This window comes from Rhizobium sp. P43 (assembly GCF_056730705.1).
This window is the reverse complement of the sequence record NZ_CM161539.1, coordinates 4,266,139-4,282,150: the sequence shown is the minus strand read 5'-3', so window position 1 is coordinate 4,282,150 and position 16,012 is coordinate 4,266,139. Positions and strand designations below refer to the sequence as shown.

The window sequence follows — 16,012 nt, the reverse complement described above, 5'->3', positions numbered from 1 at the left end:
CCTCAATCAGATAGTCTGTCTGCCGATGCAGCTTCAGTATGATCGCTGTTCTCGATCAGAGAAAACAGTATTGTCTTTGCACGGCGCTCGTCTTCTTGTGACACCGCCTGTGTCAAAGCCTCAAGGGCCTGATCAAGACCCTGACAGCCGGTCATCGATCCATCGGCTCGCATTATCTTCGGATGCGCGGTGGGTTTTGCGTGATCTCGGTTATAGAAGAGCTCTTCATACAGCTTCTCACCTGGACGCTTGCCGATGACTTCGATTGCGATACCGCTGTCAGGATTTTGTTGATTGCGGACCTTGAACCCCGCAAGTCGGATCAGGTTTTCTGCGAGATCTCCAATGCGCACGGGTTCGCCCATGTCGAGCAGGAAGACATCGCCACCCTGTGACAGCGAGCCGGCCTGCACAATCAGTTCGGCAGCCTCCGGTATCGACATGAAATATCGTGTCATGTCTGGATCGGTCACGGTGACGGGGCCACCTTTGGCAATCTGCTCTTTGAAAAGCGGGACCACGGAACCGTTCGAACCAATGACGTTTCCGAAACGGACTGCGCAGAAGATCTGTCGAGCCGAACCTTCCTGGGGCGTCTGGGCAAGCTGGCGGACAATCAGCTCGGCCCAGCGTTTCGTGGCTCCCATGACGTTTGTTGGCCTGACCGCCTTGTCCGATGATATCAAGACAAAACGCGATACATGGCCCTCTGCTGCGGCCCGAGCCAGACGCATGGTGCCGAAGACATTGTTGCGAATGCCTTCCAGCACGTTTGCCTCGACCAGTGGTACATGTTTGTGGGCGGCCGCGTGATAAAGCACCTGCACTTGATGGGTAGCGATAACCCTGCGCACCAGTCGCTCATCAGTAACCGAGCCCAGAATCGGTATGATCTCGATATTGCTCCGATCGTTCAATTCTTGTTCGATGCGGTAGAGCGCATATTCGCTGGCTTCGAAAAGAACCAGCTTGGCAGGCTTCCACGTTGCGATCAGACGGCAAAGTTCCGATCCGATGGAGCCACCGGCCCCAGTGACCATGATCGTTTTTCCGGTCAGGGCGCTCTCCAGAAGGGATTTGTCTGGCGGTACGAATGAGCGTCCCAACAACTCGTCGATCTCGATTTCCCGAATCTGATTGACGATGTATCTGCCGTCGACGATGTCGGAAATGTCCGGGACGCTGCGGATCTTGATTCCGAGCCCGGTAACACGGCCAATGACTGCCTGCCTCGATTCAGACGGGATCGACGACATCGAGAGAACAATCTCCCGAATGCCGTAGCGCTCTACAAGTCTTGGAAGATCCTGCGCCGGAAACACCCTGTAGCCCGCGACATCGCGTCCGTGAAGCGCTGGATCGTCGTCGATCAAACCCATCACATACCGGTTTCCGTGGCCCCTCAATGCATGCGCCAATCGTGCCGCCGTTGCTCCGGCTCCGTAGATGAAGATCGGTTCTTCGTCTCGACGCATGCCAGTGCCCGCATTCAGCACCCATTTGGCGGCAAACCTCATGCCACCGATCAGCAGTGTTCCAACCAGGAAATAGATGAAGGGTACCGAGCGAGGTACAATGCCCTGGCCGGCCATCTCGAGCAGAAAGATGATGATCACCCAGCACATGGTCGCAATCATCATCGCCTGAACGACTGTCCAGATGGCTGCCTCCGGCAGATAGCGGATCACCGATCTGTATAGTCCCAGGCGAATGAACACAGGGATTGCGACAACGACGGCAAGCGCTGCCAGGACCATTCGCTCGGACGTAAATGTGGGGGTCCAATCTGAAAGACGCAGGGCGTAAGATGCCCAAATTGCGAAGAGAAGCGTAAGCGCATCGAGAGTTATCATGACCGTGCGCTTCCAAAGGCGTGGAGTGCGCACCACGGCATCTCGAATGCTTCGTATCATCGGATGCTGCACGAGGCCTGCGTCTTGCATGAGTTCTTGCTCGCGCTTCAGAAGGTTAAACTGCTTTAGTGTGAAACACCCTTGGCCCGAACAACCTTGAGAGCCGTCATTGCCAGAATTTTCATGTCAAACATCAAGCTTTGACGTTGGAGATACTCGACGTCATAGGCAACTTTCAAGGGAATTTCCAGTTCGTCCCGGCCATTAACCTGCGCCCAGCCCGTCAGGCCGGGCACCAGCTGGCTTACGCCCGCTTGAGTACGGGCCTCGATCAGATCGTATTGATTAAACAGTGCAGGTCTGGGCCCAACCAGGCTCATCGTCCCCCGTAAGATGCACCAAAGCTGCGGAAGCTCGTCAAGACTGCTCTTTCGCAAGAACCCACCTATCGGCGTCAAATGCGATGCGGGGTTGGTCATCAGATGTGTTGCGACGACCGGCGCATCCGTTCGCATCGTCCGAAACTTGGGCATCAGAAAGATCTGATTGTCCTTCCCAACCCGCTGCGACCAGTAAAGTGCGGGACCGTTGGATGTGAGACGTACCGCAAGAGCAATCACAATCATGGGCACTGCAAACACGAGTGCTGCGGTGGCCGAAATGGCAAGATCGATTTGGCGCTTCATCGGCATGGGGACTAACGGCTGCGACCGGCCGCGTTTTCCGGCAGGTCCCATGCGACTGGGTGGGGACTATGGATCATGCGTTGATTTCTCCTTGATTGCACAACGGGACGTGGCCTACTCAGGGTTCGTAGCCTTAACCGCATCAAGAGCGTCTTGAGCCGCGGCACGCCACGTTCGAAGGCCATGCTGGGCTTTACCAATTTGCTGGGCGACGCCCAAGCGGAAATCGTGGTCGTTCATCACTAGACCTATGATATCTGCGAGCATGGCGGCATCATCGGGCGGGAAGTAAAGTCCCACGTTTCCGCAGACTTCTTGCAACGCTTCGGTCGTCGAACAGATCACCGGAGTACCGCACCACAGTGCTTCGCCAGCCGGCAGGCCCCAGCCTTCCAGCTTGCTCGGCATCACAAGGGCGAGAGCGCCCTTGTAGAGCTTGACGAGATCGGTCTGGTTGGGATTGTCAATGAAGACAATCTTGTCCTGAATGCCGAGAAAGATGGGCCACGATATATAGCGATGCAGCCTCTTTCTGTAGGAACCGGCGATCACCAACGGCGGTACAGGTTTGCCGTCCACATGCATTTGTCTGAGCGCCTCCAGGACGACCTTGATGTTCTTTCGGCCCGGATTGAGGGCTACCGTCAGGAGGGATGGCTGCGATGGCACTGAGATTTCCGAGGCTTCAGTGCCGTCAGGACAATGGTGAACGAGTTGCACCACGTCGACTGGACCGCATGGTTTGGGAAGCATGCCCTTTTGACAAAGCTTCCGAGCTCTTTTGCGGTGAAGTTCGAATGCGTCAGGATGAGGCCAGCATGCTCGATCAGGAACCCGTTGTCGGCCAGAAGGTTGCGATCGAGTTTGCGGAACCGCTTTGTTGCCCCGTCATGCAGTGGCATGAAATCGTGCAGCAAGGGCACGATGGTCGCTCTTGATCCCCGAGCGTGGAGTACCCTGACCATATCCACAATCAGTTTCGGCCGTGCTGCGGAGAAGAAGGTTCCGCTTTCGATTGCGACGGGTGTCAGATGTCCAGCGTGTTCCAGCCAGTTGTCTCTGTTTTTCCTCGACATAGATCGGTTCAACAGGCGGAAGATGAGCGGTAGGAGAGGGTTCTTGCCGAAATAAGACCTTACCCATTTCTGACCGAGATCCTTCGGCAGATCGAACTTCACACTTCCGTCCTGTCGATCCTGCCACGTAACTTCGTAGAAGTCCTGTATGCCGAAGGAAAAACGACAAATCGTATTTCGCCATCGAGCAAGGCTGCTTCCCTTCCGATTTCGTGGACCGTGCGGCGATCCCGTATTACTGCGTGTGTTTTCTTGATATCGATAGCAGCGCCTCTGTCAGATCGAAGCAAAGCGGGCCGGTTATGTCTGCGATCGTTCCTGCATGCTGCTCGACAAGGCATAGAGCACCCCACAGAGCAGGCAGAAATAGTGCGTGTAGAATTTGAGATTCAGGAAGGCATCGAACATCATCGCGATGCCCCAGAGCAGCGACACTCCGGTCGTCAGCAGTATCCTGTCGGCCATCGATAGACCCTTTGACACAAACCAGGGGATGGCGAGGAAGCCGAGACCAAGCGTGAGCTGGAGCAATCCTCCGGTTACGAGCCAGGTGAGATACTGATTGTGATTGTGCTCGTAGCCATAGCTCGCGTGTATGAGCTTCTGAAGATACAGAGAGCCATGTCCGAAGACGGGTTTTTCCATGATCGCAGCAATGGAAGTTTTCCACATCGCGAGGCGAAGGCTGATTGCTGCGTCATTGATCCCATTGGCAGCTTGGTTGGGCGCAGACTGCGTTGCCGGTGCGGCCCCGGCAATTCCCGGGTCCTGCATGGTCGATGGTGCTGCTACTGACGGTGTCGCGGGGACGGTCTTTTCCCCAGTTGTCGTCAGTTGCGATGTCATCTTCGCCAATGTCTCGAAGGTCGATGAGAAGCGGCTGGCTGGCCCGCAATCCGTTGCAAAACCGATCGCAACCGAAAACAAACCGCCTGCGATCGCGGCTGATAGGAGATGATACCAGCGAGGCACGCCTCTCTTGAAGGAGGGAAGCAAGCTCAGGAGAAACAATAGGCCAAAGACGCCAACCTGCGCCACGGCGACACCGCGGGAGCCGGTATAAGTCGTCGAAACAACGATACTGAGCGCGAGCAAGCCGACCCGAAGCCAACGCTCACCGGCTGTGAACTTTTCCCATCCGACCAGACAGACAAATGTGAGTGTTGAGAACAGGAGAGCAGGGATAAATGGCCATGGAGCCAGGCCTCGCACGCGACAGCCGTCTCTTATCCCGGCAAACATCATGTAGGACAAGACGGCAAAGCAGGCGACGAGAAGCCAGGGCATCAGTTTGCGAAATTGAGATGCCAGATTTCTGATCTGCAGGCTCCGCACCAGGCCAACGGCAAGCATAGCGATCGCCACAGAATAGGATTCAAGGCTTGGATTGACCGGGCGGGGATCTGTCGCCTCAATCCCTGTGAAGAAGAAGAGAACGAACAGACTGTATGCGAAATAGATGCCGAACGGGGCCAGCAGCGTCCAGATTGACACTGAATAATGCCTGTTCCTCAGCGCGTGCAATAAGAACGGAATTGGCAAAACGCCTGCAACGACGAGAAGAGGCGTTACCCTGCTCGCGAGAAACAGCGCGATAGCAAGCCCAGTGAGAAACAGGAAGTCTGAGGCTCGCCACAACCGGTCGATATGGATGTTCATGTTCCCGTTCCAGATATTTGAATGCCTGATGCGAAGAAGGTCAGATTTGGAGCTGCTTTGAGATCTCACACCCCCGCTCCATCAAGCGCGAAGTGCGTAGGCCAGTCTTACGAAATCATCGCGCAGCCTGAGGACATAGGTCGAGAGACGTCTCCATTTCGGAAATTTGACGGAACGGTAGATGTCACGTGTTGCAATCGTTGTGCCGCCGCGCGCTATACTCGCCACATTGTTTCGTGTCGTGTAGACATGGCCACCATGGTCCCAGCCCCGTTCAAGGGCTGCGTCCCAGGGGTAACGCATTATTGTGAGGTGTTCGATCAGGAGGGCTGCCCCTTGCCGAGACACGGCGTAACAGGCGGATGAACCGAGTGGACCATGAATGGCACGACCGACGTCGTCACCTCGGCTTGATGTGCTGGTCTTTATGAATCCGACGACGCGGTGATTGAAGAACTTGATCACGTCGGCATCGGGAACCGATGCGAACGCGGCCTGCACGCGATCCTTCAGGTCTGCGCTCAATTCGACGTCATCTTCGATGATCAGGGCAATGTGGTCCTTAGTCGCCAGGAATGCGTTGAGCGCCTTGATGTGGCTTCTGTAGCATCCATATTCGCCGGCGAGCATCATGCGACCGGTATGGCGGCGGAACGCCGCATCATCGGTCGCCTCTCGCAGGGTTTCCGGTGTGAGCTTTCCATCAACTGCGGAAACGCGGGTTATAGAGAGGCCTAGCTCGGCGGCGCGGGCAGCGAGACTTTGCCATCGGTCTGTCGATCGATCGAGATTGATCGCGAGAATTGCGACATTGGTGTTTTCAAGTCCTTCGACCATGCTCTCATTCTCTTTCAAGCAGGCTGTAAGGGGAGATGGCGATGCCCGTGTCTTTGCGCCCAGGAAGATTGTTGCAGGTCTCATCGGCGATCACAAAGTCAGCGTCAACCTTGGCTGCCTCGGCAATACTGATCTTGTAGAAGCGCTGCAGATAGGTGTGCAAAGCGGAATCCTGCCAAACGGTTTGACAGACGCTGATCACGGGGTTGCAGTTGGGTTTGCTGGAACACACAAAGTCTTCGATGGCCGCAGCTTGGGCGATCGTTCGCGCATCTGTTCCTGGACGACCCACATTGGCGAGCACAGTCACAACGCAAACGGCGAGGAACAGCATTGAACTGAAGTTGAAGATTCGCGTCTGCCGTTCAGTTAGCCGAGATAGACCATCTACAAACGCTGGCCCTGCGAGGACTGCAAAACCTGCCGAGTAAAAAAACAGGGACGTGTTGAAGTAAAAATTTGCAACGCGTGGACTGAGGCCGATCGGCAACGACGCAGACATTCCGACCATGATCAAGAATGCAGCACGTTGCAAACGCTGCCGGCGCAGCAGACTATCACTTTTGCCAAGTTGAAACCGCCAGGATGCAAAGGCAGCTAGAGCGAGGATGGCCAGTGAATAACCATTTATACCCAGTATCTTGCGGAAGACGTAGAAACCTCCGCCGTAATAACCGCGCCCGCCGCTTAGACTTGCAAACAATTGAGCCTTGAAATAGCGCTGGAATGCTTCGTATGACGGTTCGTAGCTATAAAGCCCTGCCAAAAAGATCAGGATGACGAGAAGAATGGCGCAGCAGTCCAAGATCATGATTGGAAATGTCGATCTGCGAAAGACGAGCCAGTAAATGGCAGGTGCCGCCAGGGGGAATAGTCCTACGGGCCCCTTGGTCATCAGCGAGAGGCAAATGAATAGCCCTGCGCAGGACAAAATCGCGAGGCGTCTGGCGGAGAATGCCGCTGTCGCTTGTTCGCAGGCGATGACGATCAGCAAGATGGCCGTCAGTGAAAACACGGCAAGCAGGTTGTCCAGCAGGCCGTTTGCAAACCCCCAGTTTAATCTGCCGGCAATGAGCGCCATGAAGAGGGCAAGCGGAAAGGCCTGCTGAACAACAAGGTCATCCCTGTTCAAGCGCATCCAGATCTGAAACAGCAGCAAGGCCGATATGATGAAGTTCAACAGCGAAAAAGTCTTTTCGACCACGATCGTGTCGCCAAAGACGGAATAACCGATCGCCTGCAGCCAGAACATCAATGGAGGATGTTCAGCGAAGGTCGGAAAAAGCCAGTCCGAAAAATACGGAGCCCACATGGTTCCGCGCCCCTCGGCCAGATTTCTGGCAACTGAGGCATAGATACCGCCGTCGAAAAACATGGACACATGTACAAGCTGGACGAGGATCTGCAGGCAGATAGCGCCAAGCAGAAACAACCAGACGGCAATCATCACAGTCCGCGAAGGCATAGGGCTAAGACCGGTTTTCATGCTCATTTCCAGATGAACCTATTGGCGATGACAAATTTCCAGACGGTGTCGATTGCGATACCGGCCAGCGTTGCGATGAAGACGACGTGGATCAGGTTTTCGTAGGCAAGGGTAGCGGCTGATACGTTGGCCACGATACCGACGGCGGAGACGGCCAGAAACTTGAAATAGCCCGACAGAAGCAGCAACCCGTGCAATCGCCTGTCCTGGAATGTCAGGAGATTGTTGAGGAGAAAATTGCTCGTTGCGGCAATCAGGGTCGCAATCGTCTGGGCTACGGCAAAGGAAGCCGACGCCGCCAGCGTCGAGTAGAGGACGGCGAAATGCACGAACACCCCCGATCCGCCAACAAAGAGGAAGGAGATGAGGCTCGCCGGAACAATGCCTCTCGTCATCTTGCTCATCAGGAAAGTCGCGAACTTCCAGAGAACATAGCTGTCCAGCTTTGAACTGCCGTGGAGGCGAGTTCCGAAATCGAAGAAGACTTCCCCGTGGCGCAGGGTCTTGTCTGTGTAGAGGATGTCCAGGAGCAATTTGAAGCCGGGATCACCGAGGTCGGGCGCCAGCTTGAGGAAGCGGTCCCGGCGGATCAGAAAGAAGCCTGTGAGGGGATCGGAGAGTTTTCGTCCGATGACGAAGCTGCTCAATGCATTGCCGATCTGCGAGAGTTTGCGGCGAAGCGGCGATAGTCCTTCCAGGGCCTGATCGTCCTCAAGCCGGCGGGCTGCGCTGACGATGTCGAGACCATCGCGTTCCATGCGATCGACCATTTCGATCAGAACTGCTGGATCGTGCTGTCCGTCTGCGTCCATGACGCAAAGCAGGTCTCCCCGAGCCGAGAGCATGCCCTGGATGCTCGACTTTGCAAGGCCTCGATCAGCAAATCGGATGATGGGACGTACCCGTGGTTCGGCAATCCCATAGTCGAACGCTTTGCGCGCCGTGCCGTCGGCGGAATTGTCGTCGACAAACAGCAATTCCCAGTCGAAGCCGGCAAGCGATGACTTCACCCGCTCGGCAAAGGGCACAATGTTGGCAACCTCGTTATAGGTCGGCGCAATGATGGAAATGCGATTTGACGCCACGGCCGGTCCTACTGAGTCTTCGAAAAGAGAAGGCGGCCTGTGTGCCTGTTATCCGGTAGACCGCGATCTGTTGAGGCCCTGACCGCTAGCGTCAGTTTTACGCCAACCTGCCCTGACAAAGGGACGATCTGTCTGTCCGCTAGTCTGTCTCTGATCACGTTCACCCGATCCCGCACAGCCGTTCAGGCTGTAGTCCCCGTAGTCTAGTTGTCCCGGTGGCTCGGTAGCATCTGAATGCCGATGCAGCAACAGGCTACGCTGACCAAGATCGGGCATCATGTGTCGAAGGATCTTCACCCCCCCACCAAGCCCTTGTAGGCCCTCCCCCACTTCAACATTGCTCGCGACCTCGGATATCACCACGCGCTCGTCCGTCGAGATCGACGTTGGCCATGGTTTACCGATCTTGCAGTGACAATCTTGCGCTACGCGAAATACCTCCTACATCATCGCAGTGATAGGAGACCCGGCCCCATGACAAGCCCTGCGCCGCAAGAAAGCCCTGCGATCGAAGGCGGCGTGGCTTCAAAACGCCTCGCTCGCCTTCGCATGCATGCGGCTGAAGCAGGATCGGTGAGCCTCGACGAGTTGATGTCGGCGATGGGGCGCAGCAGTATCGCCTTCGCCATTCTGATTCTTTCCCTCCCTGCCCTCACGCCCATCCCCGGCCCCTTCGGCATGGTCTTTGGCTCTTGCCTTGCGATTGTATCCTTGCAGATTATCGCGGGTTTTCGCCGGATCTGGCTGCCGCAGTTTCTCGGGCGCCGACAGGTGTCGGGCGGCACGATCGATATCATGGTCCGCTACACGGCTCCTCTGGTTTCGCGGGTCGAGACGCTGCTGCGCAAGAACAGAATGCGCCATTTTGCAGGTCCGCGAGCACAGGCATTTCTCGGCATACCTGTCCTTCTTCTGGCGATTGCAGTCGCTTTGCCCATCCCCTTCGGCAACATGCTTCCGGTCGCAGCGCTCGTCATGATCGCGCTGGGCCTCATGGAGCGTGACGGCCTCGTCACGATTCTTGGCCTCGCCATGGGTGTCATTGCGCTTGGCGCCACAGGTGGCCTCGTCTACGCAGCCGCCTGGGGACTGGGCTCGATCGTCGGCCCCTGAAAAAAATCTCTGACGCGATGGAATAGGATCGCGATGGGCTTCGTATACTGGGCATGACGACGAGATCGAACCCGTTTAACGTGATTGGCCAGCTCGCAGCCCTGCGACGCTACGCCCGTTCGCTCGTCCGAAATCCGGACGAGGCGGAAGACCTCGTCCATGATGCGCTGGTGCGAGCGCTGGAACGCAAGTCGACCTTCAGGAGCGGTGGCAGCATCCGCAATTGGCTAATGTCGATCCTGCACAACACCCACATAGACCGGCTTCGCCGCGACAGGGCGATCAACCGTCGCGAAAGTGCAGTCGCCGACCTTGTCGATACGGTCTCACCCGCAGGCCAGGAGCACTCTGTGCGGCTGGCGCAGGTTCGGGAGGCCTTTCTGGCCCTTCCCGAAGATCAGCGCGAGGCCCTTCATCTCGTCGCCATCGAAGAGCTTTCCTATCAGGAAGCCGCCGATGTGCTGAACATTCCCGTCGGCACGCTGATGTCTCGCGTCTCCCGCGCCCGCGCCCGCTTGAGGGCGATGGAAGGCGGCGAGGAGACGAGCGCCGTGCCCCATCTCAGAATTGTTGGAGGAAACCCCGATGACCAGCAATGATCCCGTGATCGAGGCCGACCTGCACGCCTATGTCGATGACCAGCTGGATGTCGCCCGCCGCATCGAGGTCGAGGCCTATCTCTCCGAGAATCCGACGATCGCTGCGAAAGTGATGGCGGATCTGCGGGTACGGGACGAGCTGAGACTTGCCCTCGCCGGCATACCGTCGGTGGTGCGTCAGGAGACCCGCGAGGCAGCACGCGCGCTCGAAAGCGCCTTCAACCGCCCGCGCACCTTCGATGTGATGCGGCGCGCGGCGGCAGTGGTGCTCCTCGTCGGTGCGGGCTGGATCGCCCATGGCTGGATCGCGCCGGGCAGTATCGGCGAAGTCGTGGCCTCGGTGCCGCCGCCGCAATTCGTCGAGGAGGCCATGCGTGCCCATCAGACGGCGGCGCTGCGCGAGCAGATGACGTCACAGACGGAGGTCAGCCGCTTCGACCCGGCCGAAATCCGTTCGGCAACCGCGATCGTTCTGCCGACCATGCCGGCGGAATGGTCGGTGCGCGACGCCCAGGTTTTCCCGTCCACCTACGGCCCGAGCGTCGAGCTCGAGGTGGAGCCCCAATCCGGCGAGAGGCTGTCCCTCTTCGCCGTCCGGCCTGGCAACTTCTCGGTTCAGCAGGTTCTGCTGAAGCAGGAGGGCCAGACCAATGCAGCCTATTGGCAGATCGGCGAAGTTGCCTATGCGCTGATCTCCGAAACCGAAAACCCGGACAAGCTGGCCGAACAGGCCCGCAAGCTTGCCCGGACCCTTTACTGATCCATTCAAGGAGGTAACTGACCATGGATCCTATCCAGAACCGCTTCGGCTACGGCGCTCAGGCCCAGTCTGCGGCACTTTTCGACGAAGGTCTGCGCAAGCACATGCTGCGCGTCTACAACTACATGGGCCTCGGACTGGTCATCACCGGTATCGTCGCCTTCGTGGTCAGCCAGACGCCGGCGCTTTACGTCCCGATCTTCTCCACTCCGCTGAAGTGGGTCGTGATGCTGGCGCCGCTGGCATTCGTCTTCTTCTTCTCGTTCCGCATCCATGCGATGTCGGCCGCCACCGCGCAGATGGCCTTCTGGGCCTTCGCCGCCGTGATGGGTCTGTCGCTGGCCTCGGTCTTCCTGGTCTTCACCGGAACCTCGATCGCCCGCACCTTCTTCATCACCGCGACCATGTTCGGCGCAATGAGCCTCTACGGCTACACGACCAAGCGTGACCTGTCGCAGTTCGGCTCGTTCCTGATGATGGGTCTGATCGGTGTCGTCATCGCCTCGATCGTCAACATCTTCCTGGGCTCGAGCGCCCTGCAGTTCGCGATCTCGGTGATCGGCGTCATCGTCTTCGTCGGCCTGACCGCCTGGGATACGCAGAACATCAAGCAGCAGTATGCCGAAAACTTCGACCAGGAAAGCCAGCAGAAGCTCGCCGTCTTCGGCGCCCTGTCGCTCTACCTGAACTTCGTCAACCTGTTCCAGCTGCTGCTGAGCCTGACGGGCCAGCGCGAAGAATAAGATAAAAACGCGTCGGGAGAACGCTTGAACAGGAAACGCCCGGGCTTCAACCCGGGCGTTTTCACGAGATGGGTCGAGGGCTTGTGTGAGACCAGATCCGATCCATAGCGGCGAGACACATCTCGTAGGCTTGCCACATCCCGCGCCTGCTTCGAGCCAAATCCACGCGGAATCGAAGGTAAAGACAAATCCAGTTTTCCGGTATGCGCGCGCGAACGATTGTCATCGATGCGCGTTTATCTGCAGTCTCAATAGCGTAAGGGAACCTTATGGACGTTCTACGTATCCTGCTTGCCATCCTCCTGCCGCCGCTTGGCGTCTTCCTCCAGGTCGGCATAGGTCTGCATTTCTGGCTGAATATTCTGCTGACGCTCTTTGGCTACATCCCGGGCATCATCCATGCCATCTGGGTCATCATCCGCAAGTAGCGGAAAACGGCAATTGCCCGTCACAGCTCAACAGGCTTGGTCCATCGTCTCATGGACCCGAAGCAGCATCATCGACAAGCACACAGGTATCGCTTAGGCGCGCGTCAAGGGCTCAGACGGACCTTTGTCTGATCAGAGCGTGACGATCAGCACAGCGAGGAAACCGATCGACAGGGTCGCCGCTGCGGTGGCGATCCGCTGTCTGCAAAGCTCCGTCGAACGCCACGATCTGTCATGGTTCAAAAGCTTCGCAATCGCATGTGACATGTCAGTCTCCCACGAACAGGGCCACTCATTGGCCCTGGCTAATGCTGACACATTCTCGTCATAATTCGCTTCGCGTCAATAATCACGACTAGATTGGTATTCTAAAGATGGCATCGTTCAGAAAATGCCTCTCCATGGCAAACACCTAAGTCAGGCAGCATCGCCCAATGCCTATCGAGCTGCGTTGTTCGAAAGGCGTTGATAACGGGCCTTGCCAACTCAAAACCGCTCAGCAATAGAAATTTTGATGTCAGACAACATGACAGAGCAGTGCGAGTAGCAGTCAATGAGGAGCCATGACAATGCAAACCACGAAAACGGCTTCTCAACCACATCGGCTCGCAGGCATGGCCGGCCCCGCAGTCATGCTGCTTGGAATGCTGCTCTTTGCGATGAACGACGCCATGGGCAAGTGGCTTGTGGCCAGCTATGGCCTTGGCCAGGTGATCCTGATCCGCAGCATTGCAGCGCTCCTGGTCCTCGCGCCCTTCCTCTGGGTCGCCGGTCTGAAACCGATCATCGAGGCTGAGCGTCCTTGGCTCCAGTTCACGCGGGTCGTCCTGTCGACGCTGGAGCTCTTCTGCTTCTATTACGCGGTGATGTACTTGCCGCTGGCCGACGTCATGACCTACTGGCTTGCAGCACCGATCTATGTCGCTGCGGCGGCCCCGTTCCTGCTCGGTGAGAAAGTCGGTTGGAGACGATGGACCGCCATAGCCGTCGGCTTCATTGGGGTGGTGATCACGCTGGAACCATCGAGCGCGATGTTCACCGCACCGGCACTAATCTCGATCATCGGCACCGCCGCCTTCGCCTTCATGATGCTTTCCGGCCGCAGCCTGCGTGGCACGCCGGACAAGACGTTGGTTCTGTTCCAGACGGCTGGAGCCGCCGTGGTCGGCCTGCTCGCAGCCCCCTTCGGCTGGGCGCCGATTACGTCAGCCAACGAATTTCTGTTGCTCGGACTGCTCGGCATCGTCGCCATGAGCGCGCATATGCTGGTCAACCGCGCCCTCAAGATCTCGGACGCCGCGACCGTTGCGCCGCTCCAATACACCCTGCTGCTGTGGGCGGTTGTCTTCGGCTATTTCTTCTTCGGCGAGGTTCCTCGACTGACCATGATCGTCGGCGCGACCCTCATCGTCGGCTCCGGCCTGTTCATCTTCTTCCGGGAACAGCAGTTGAAAAAGCGTGACAAGGTTCTGCCGGCGGTGCCAGATTGAGAGCTGCTGTCATCAGCGTCTGAAAAGACCTCGCTGAGCAAGATTCTCGAACAGTGCCCGCGTGCCGAAACTCCATTCCCGGCAGGCATTGGTGCGATCGACCCAGTTGACCAGACGACCGAGTGTGGGCGTGGAAATCTCAACTCGGTCGCCCACTTCGTGGGTAAAGCCGAGACCGGCACCGCGGCGATCCTTGACCGGGGCGAACATCGTGCCGAGAAACAAGACCGCACCATCGGGATACTGATGGTTCCGGTTGCGCAACTGGGAGACCAGAGTCTCCGGCGCGCGGCTGATGGCTTCCATCGGGCTTTCCCCCGTCATCTCGAAGCCGTCTTCGCCGCGAACCAACAGGGAAACTCGAACCTTTCTGAGAACATCCATGGTGAAGCTGCCATGGAACAGCCGAATGAAGGGGCCAATGGAGCAGGACGCATTATTGTCCTTCGCCTTCCCCAAAAGCAGCGCAGACCGCCCCTCGACATCCCGGAGATTGACGTCATTGCCAAGCGTCGCGCCGATGATCTTGCCGTCGGAACGAATGGCAAGGACGATTTCAGGCTCGGGATTGTTCCACTGCGAAATGGGGTGAATGCCGACGATATCGCCACAGGTCACCGATGACATCGGTTGGGCCTTGGTGAATATCTCGGCATCAGGGCCGATGCCGACTTCAAGATACTGCGACCACAGGCCCATGTCCTGCAACAGTGCCTTTACTTTGACCGCCTGATCTGAGCCGGCGACCAGCCCCCGGAGGCTGTCACCGAGAACGGGAGCGAGCTTTTCCCGGATAGCCTGGGCGCGCGCCGCATCGCCCTTCGCCTGCTCTTCGATCACCCGCTCCAGCATACTATCCGCAAACGTCACACCGGCGGCTTTGACAGCCTGCAGATCGATTGGCGCCAATAGATGCCCGGCGTCACCCGAGAGGAATTGATCGAGCGTTCCGAGCGCCGGAAGATCCTGGCGAGAGACGAGATACCGCGCGAGCTCCTCGATTTCAAACAAGCCCGATACGGTCGGCGAGACAGATGTGAGGTCGAGAACCACACCGTCGCGCACCAGGATAGGGCATGGTCCACCGGCAGCATCAGACCATACACGCCCGACCAGCACTGCCTCGGAAGCATCCTCTGGCAGAATATAGGCGGGCTCCAGACGTTCACTTTGCGGCAAGATGGACCTCCTCGCTTGTTCTCGTATACGTGCACCCTGAGCGCAACGGCATATTGTCAGGATGTCTGACAATGGGTGGAGCAGAGTTTTAGGGTCAGAAATCCTGCCTGTCTATCCCAGTGGGCCGCCGTGATCAGAAACTGCAAAAGGCTGTCGTCTCAGAACTGTTCCAGGCTCAGATCAATGCGGCTTGCCGCACCATGCAAATGGACCCGCATGGCCTCTCGGGCCGCCTTGGGATCACGATCTGCAATGGCGTCTCGCAGGCGGACATGCTCGGCGATCGTCACCTCGACAATCTCCTCAAGCACGGCACGCGCACGTGCCGCGTTGATGGCCATGCTGATCCGCTCGGCGATGAACCCAATAAACAAGGCGAAATAGTCGTTATGGGTCGCCTCAGCGACAGCCCTGTGGAAGGCAAGATCGGCAACGATGCCCTGCTCGGTCCACTTTTCGGAACCAGTCATTCGCGACAGGGCCTCATCGATCCGGGCAAGATCCTCGGATGTATGATGCACTGCCGCCAGCCCCGCAGCCTCGATCTCCAGTGGCACGCGAAGTTGAAACAGTGCCCGAAAACTCTGTGGCTCGGAGAGTTCGCTGTCCTTGATCCGAATCGGTCGCGCGGTGGGCTCGCTGATAAAGGCGCCGACCCCTTGTCTCGTTTCAACCAGCCCCTCGTTGCGGAGCTGCGCAATTGCTTCGCGCACCACCGACCGGCTGACACCGAGCGTCTTGGCAAGCACATGCTCCGTTGGCAGCCGCTCCCCGGGCTTGAGCCGCCCCTGGCTGATTTCCTCGGCCAATTGTGCGGCGATCCGGGCAGGCAGGTGCTCGCTGCGCCTAATTTGTCCGAAGCTCAATCGCCCGAGGTCGATAGACATGCCTGTTCATCTCCTTGCCACCCACCCCGGTATTTCACGAATCCGCGCCGGAATTCAATTGGCAACCGGCTTCATGATCGGAGAGCGGCTGATGAGCGTCAATCGACGCCAGTGCGCCCGAGTTCGAAGAG

Annotated in this window: 17 protein-coding genes; 6 read left to right on the top strand and 11 right to left on the bottom strand. The window is 57.7% G+C overall.

Annotation, left to right across the window (positions count from 1 at the left end):
* Positions 1 to 2: 2 nt before the first annotated feature.
* The 8 genes from AC1PUL_RS21085 to AC1PUL_RS21050 all read right to left on the bottom strand — a co-directional run bounded on the left by AC1PUL_RS21085 (position 3) and on the right by AC1PUL_RS21050 (position 8,682).
* Positions 3 to 1,853: a polysaccharide biosynthesis protein gene (locus AC1PUL_RS21085; RefSeq protein WP_480465934.1), complete on the bottom strand. Its 1,851-nt coding sequence runs from the start codon at positions 1,851 to 1,853 to the stop codon at positions 3 to 5.
* A gap of 125 nt (positions 1,854 to 1,978) precedes the next feature.
* Entirely contained in the window at positions 1,979 to 2,545 is a 567-nt protein-coding gene (locus AC1PUL_RS21080) for a sugar transferase (protein ID WP_480465933.1), read from the bottom strand.
* Positions 2,546 to 2,653: 108 nt separating this feature from the next.
* Entirely contained in the window at positions 2,654 to 3,208 is a 555-nt protein-coding gene (locus tag AC1PUL_RS21075; RefSeq protein WP_480465932.1) for a glycosyltransferase, read from the bottom strand.
* A complete protein-coding gene (locus AC1PUL_RS21070) occupies positions 3,184 to 3,717 on the bottom strand; it encodes a hypothetical protein (RefSeq protein ID WP_480465931.1) in 534 nt (177 codons plus the stop codon). The genes AC1PUL_RS21075 and AC1PUL_RS21070 overlap by 25 nt, the downstream gene beginning before the upstream one ends.
* Before the next feature lie 198 nt (positions 3,718 to 3,915).
* Entirely contained in the window at positions 3,916 to 5,274 is a 1,359-nt protein-coding gene (locus AC1PUL_RS21065; RefSeq protein WP_480465930.1) for an O-antigen ligase family protein, read from the bottom strand.
* Positions 5,275 to 5,355: 81 nt separating this feature from the next.
* The gene (locus AC1PUL_RS21060) at positions 5,356 to 6,111 is read right to left on the bottom strand and encodes a glycosyltransferase family 25 protein (protein ID WP_480465929.1); all 756 of its coding nucleotides are present in this window, start codon (positions 6,109 to 6,111) and stop codon (positions 5,356 to 5,358) included.
* Between the two features lie 4 nt (positions 6,112 to 6,115).
* Positions 6,116 to 7,597: an ArnT family glycosyltransferase gene (locus AC1PUL_RS21055; protein WP_480465928.1), complete on the bottom strand. Its 1,482-nt coding sequence runs from the start codon at positions 7,595 to 7,597 to the stop codon at positions 6,116 to 6,118.
* 2 nt (positions 7,598 to 7,599) lie between these two features.
* Positions 7,600 to 8,682 carry a glycosyltransferase gene (locus tag AC1PUL_RS21050; RefSeq protein ID WP_480465927.1) on the bottom strand — a complete coding sequence of 361 codons (1,083 nt, stop codon included), beginning with the start codon at positions 8,680 to 8,682 and terminating at the stop codon, positions 7,600 to 7,602.
* Between the two features lie 474 nt (positions 8,683 to 9,156).
* Between AC1PUL_RS21050 and AC1PUL_RS21045 the strand changes: the two genes are divergently transcribed.
* From AC1PUL_RS21045 to AC1PUL_RS21025, 5 genes are all read left to right on the top strand, one after another.
* Positions 9,157 to 9,795 (top strand): exopolysaccharide biosynthesis protein, encoded by a 639-nt coding sequence (locus AC1PUL_RS21045; RefSeq protein ID WP_480465926.1) that lies wholly within the window; start codon positions 9,157 to 9,159, stop codon positions 9,793 to 9,795.
* Between the two features lie 53 nt (positions 9,796 to 9,848).
* Positions 9,849 to 10,394: a sigma-70 family RNA polymerase sigma factor gene (locus AC1PUL_RS21040; protein ID WP_480465925.1), complete on the top strand. Its 546-nt coding sequence runs from the start codon at positions 9,849 to 9,851 to the stop codon at positions 10,392 to 10,394.
* Positions 10,381 to 11,154 (top strand): anti-sigma factor family protein, encoded by a 774-nt coding sequence (locus AC1PUL_RS21035; RefSeq protein ID WP_480465924.1) that lies wholly within the window; start codon positions 10,381 to 10,383, stop codon positions 11,152 to 11,154. Before AC1PUL_RS21040 ends, AC1PUL_RS21035 begins: the two co-directional genes overlap by 14 nt.
* Before the next feature lie 23 nt (positions 11,155 to 11,177).
* Positions 11,178 to 11,897: a Bax inhibitor-1/YccA family protein gene (locus tag AC1PUL_RS21030; RefSeq protein ID WP_480465923.1), complete on the top strand. Its 720-nt coding sequence runs from the start codon at positions 11,178 to 11,180 to the stop codon at positions 11,895 to 11,897.
* Between the two features lie 269 nt (positions 11,898 to 12,166).
* Entirely contained in the window at positions 12,167 to 12,325 is a 159-nt protein-coding gene (locus tag AC1PUL_RS21025) for a YqaE/Pmp3 family membrane protein (protein ID WP_006728180.1), read from the top strand.
* Between the two features lie 132 nt (positions 12,326 to 12,457).
* Here AC1PUL_RS21025 and AC1PUL_RS21020 read toward each other — a convergent pair whose 3' ends face one another.
* Positions 12,458 to 12,592, bottom strand: coding sequence for a hypothetical protein (locus AC1PUL_RS21020; protein ID WP_298468231.1), 135 nt, complete (start codon positions 12,590 to 12,592; stop codon positions 12,458 to 12,460).
* Positions 12,593 to 12,888: 296 nt separating this feature from the next.
* Here AC1PUL_RS21020 and AC1PUL_RS21015 point away from each other — a divergent pair, with 296 nt between their 5' ends.
* Positions 12,889 to 13,815, top strand: coding sequence for a DMT family transporter (locus AC1PUL_RS21015; RefSeq protein WP_480465922.1), 927 nt, complete (start codon positions 12,889 to 12,891; stop codon positions 13,813 to 13,815).
* Between the two features lie 12 nt (positions 13,816 to 13,827).
* Here AC1PUL_RS21015 and AC1PUL_RS21010 read toward each other — a convergent pair whose 3' ends face one another.
* Both AC1PUL_RS21010 and AC1PUL_RS21005 read right to left on the bottom strand, forming a co-directional pair.
* On the bottom strand, positions 13,828 to 14,994 hold the full coding sequence (locus AC1PUL_RS21010) for a fumarylacetoacetate hydrolase family protein (protein WP_480465921.1): 1,167 nt from the start codon (positions 14,992 to 14,994) through the stop codon (positions 13,828 to 13,830).
* A 158-nt stretch (positions 14,995 to 15,152) separates the two neighbouring features.
* Complete coding sequence (locus tag AC1PUL_RS21005; protein WP_480465920.1) at positions 15,153 to 15,881, bottom strand: FadR/GntR family transcriptional regulator; 729 nt, start codon at positions 15,879 to 15,881, stop codon at positions 15,153 to 15,155.
* Positions 15,882 to 16,012: the final 131 nt, after the last annotated feature.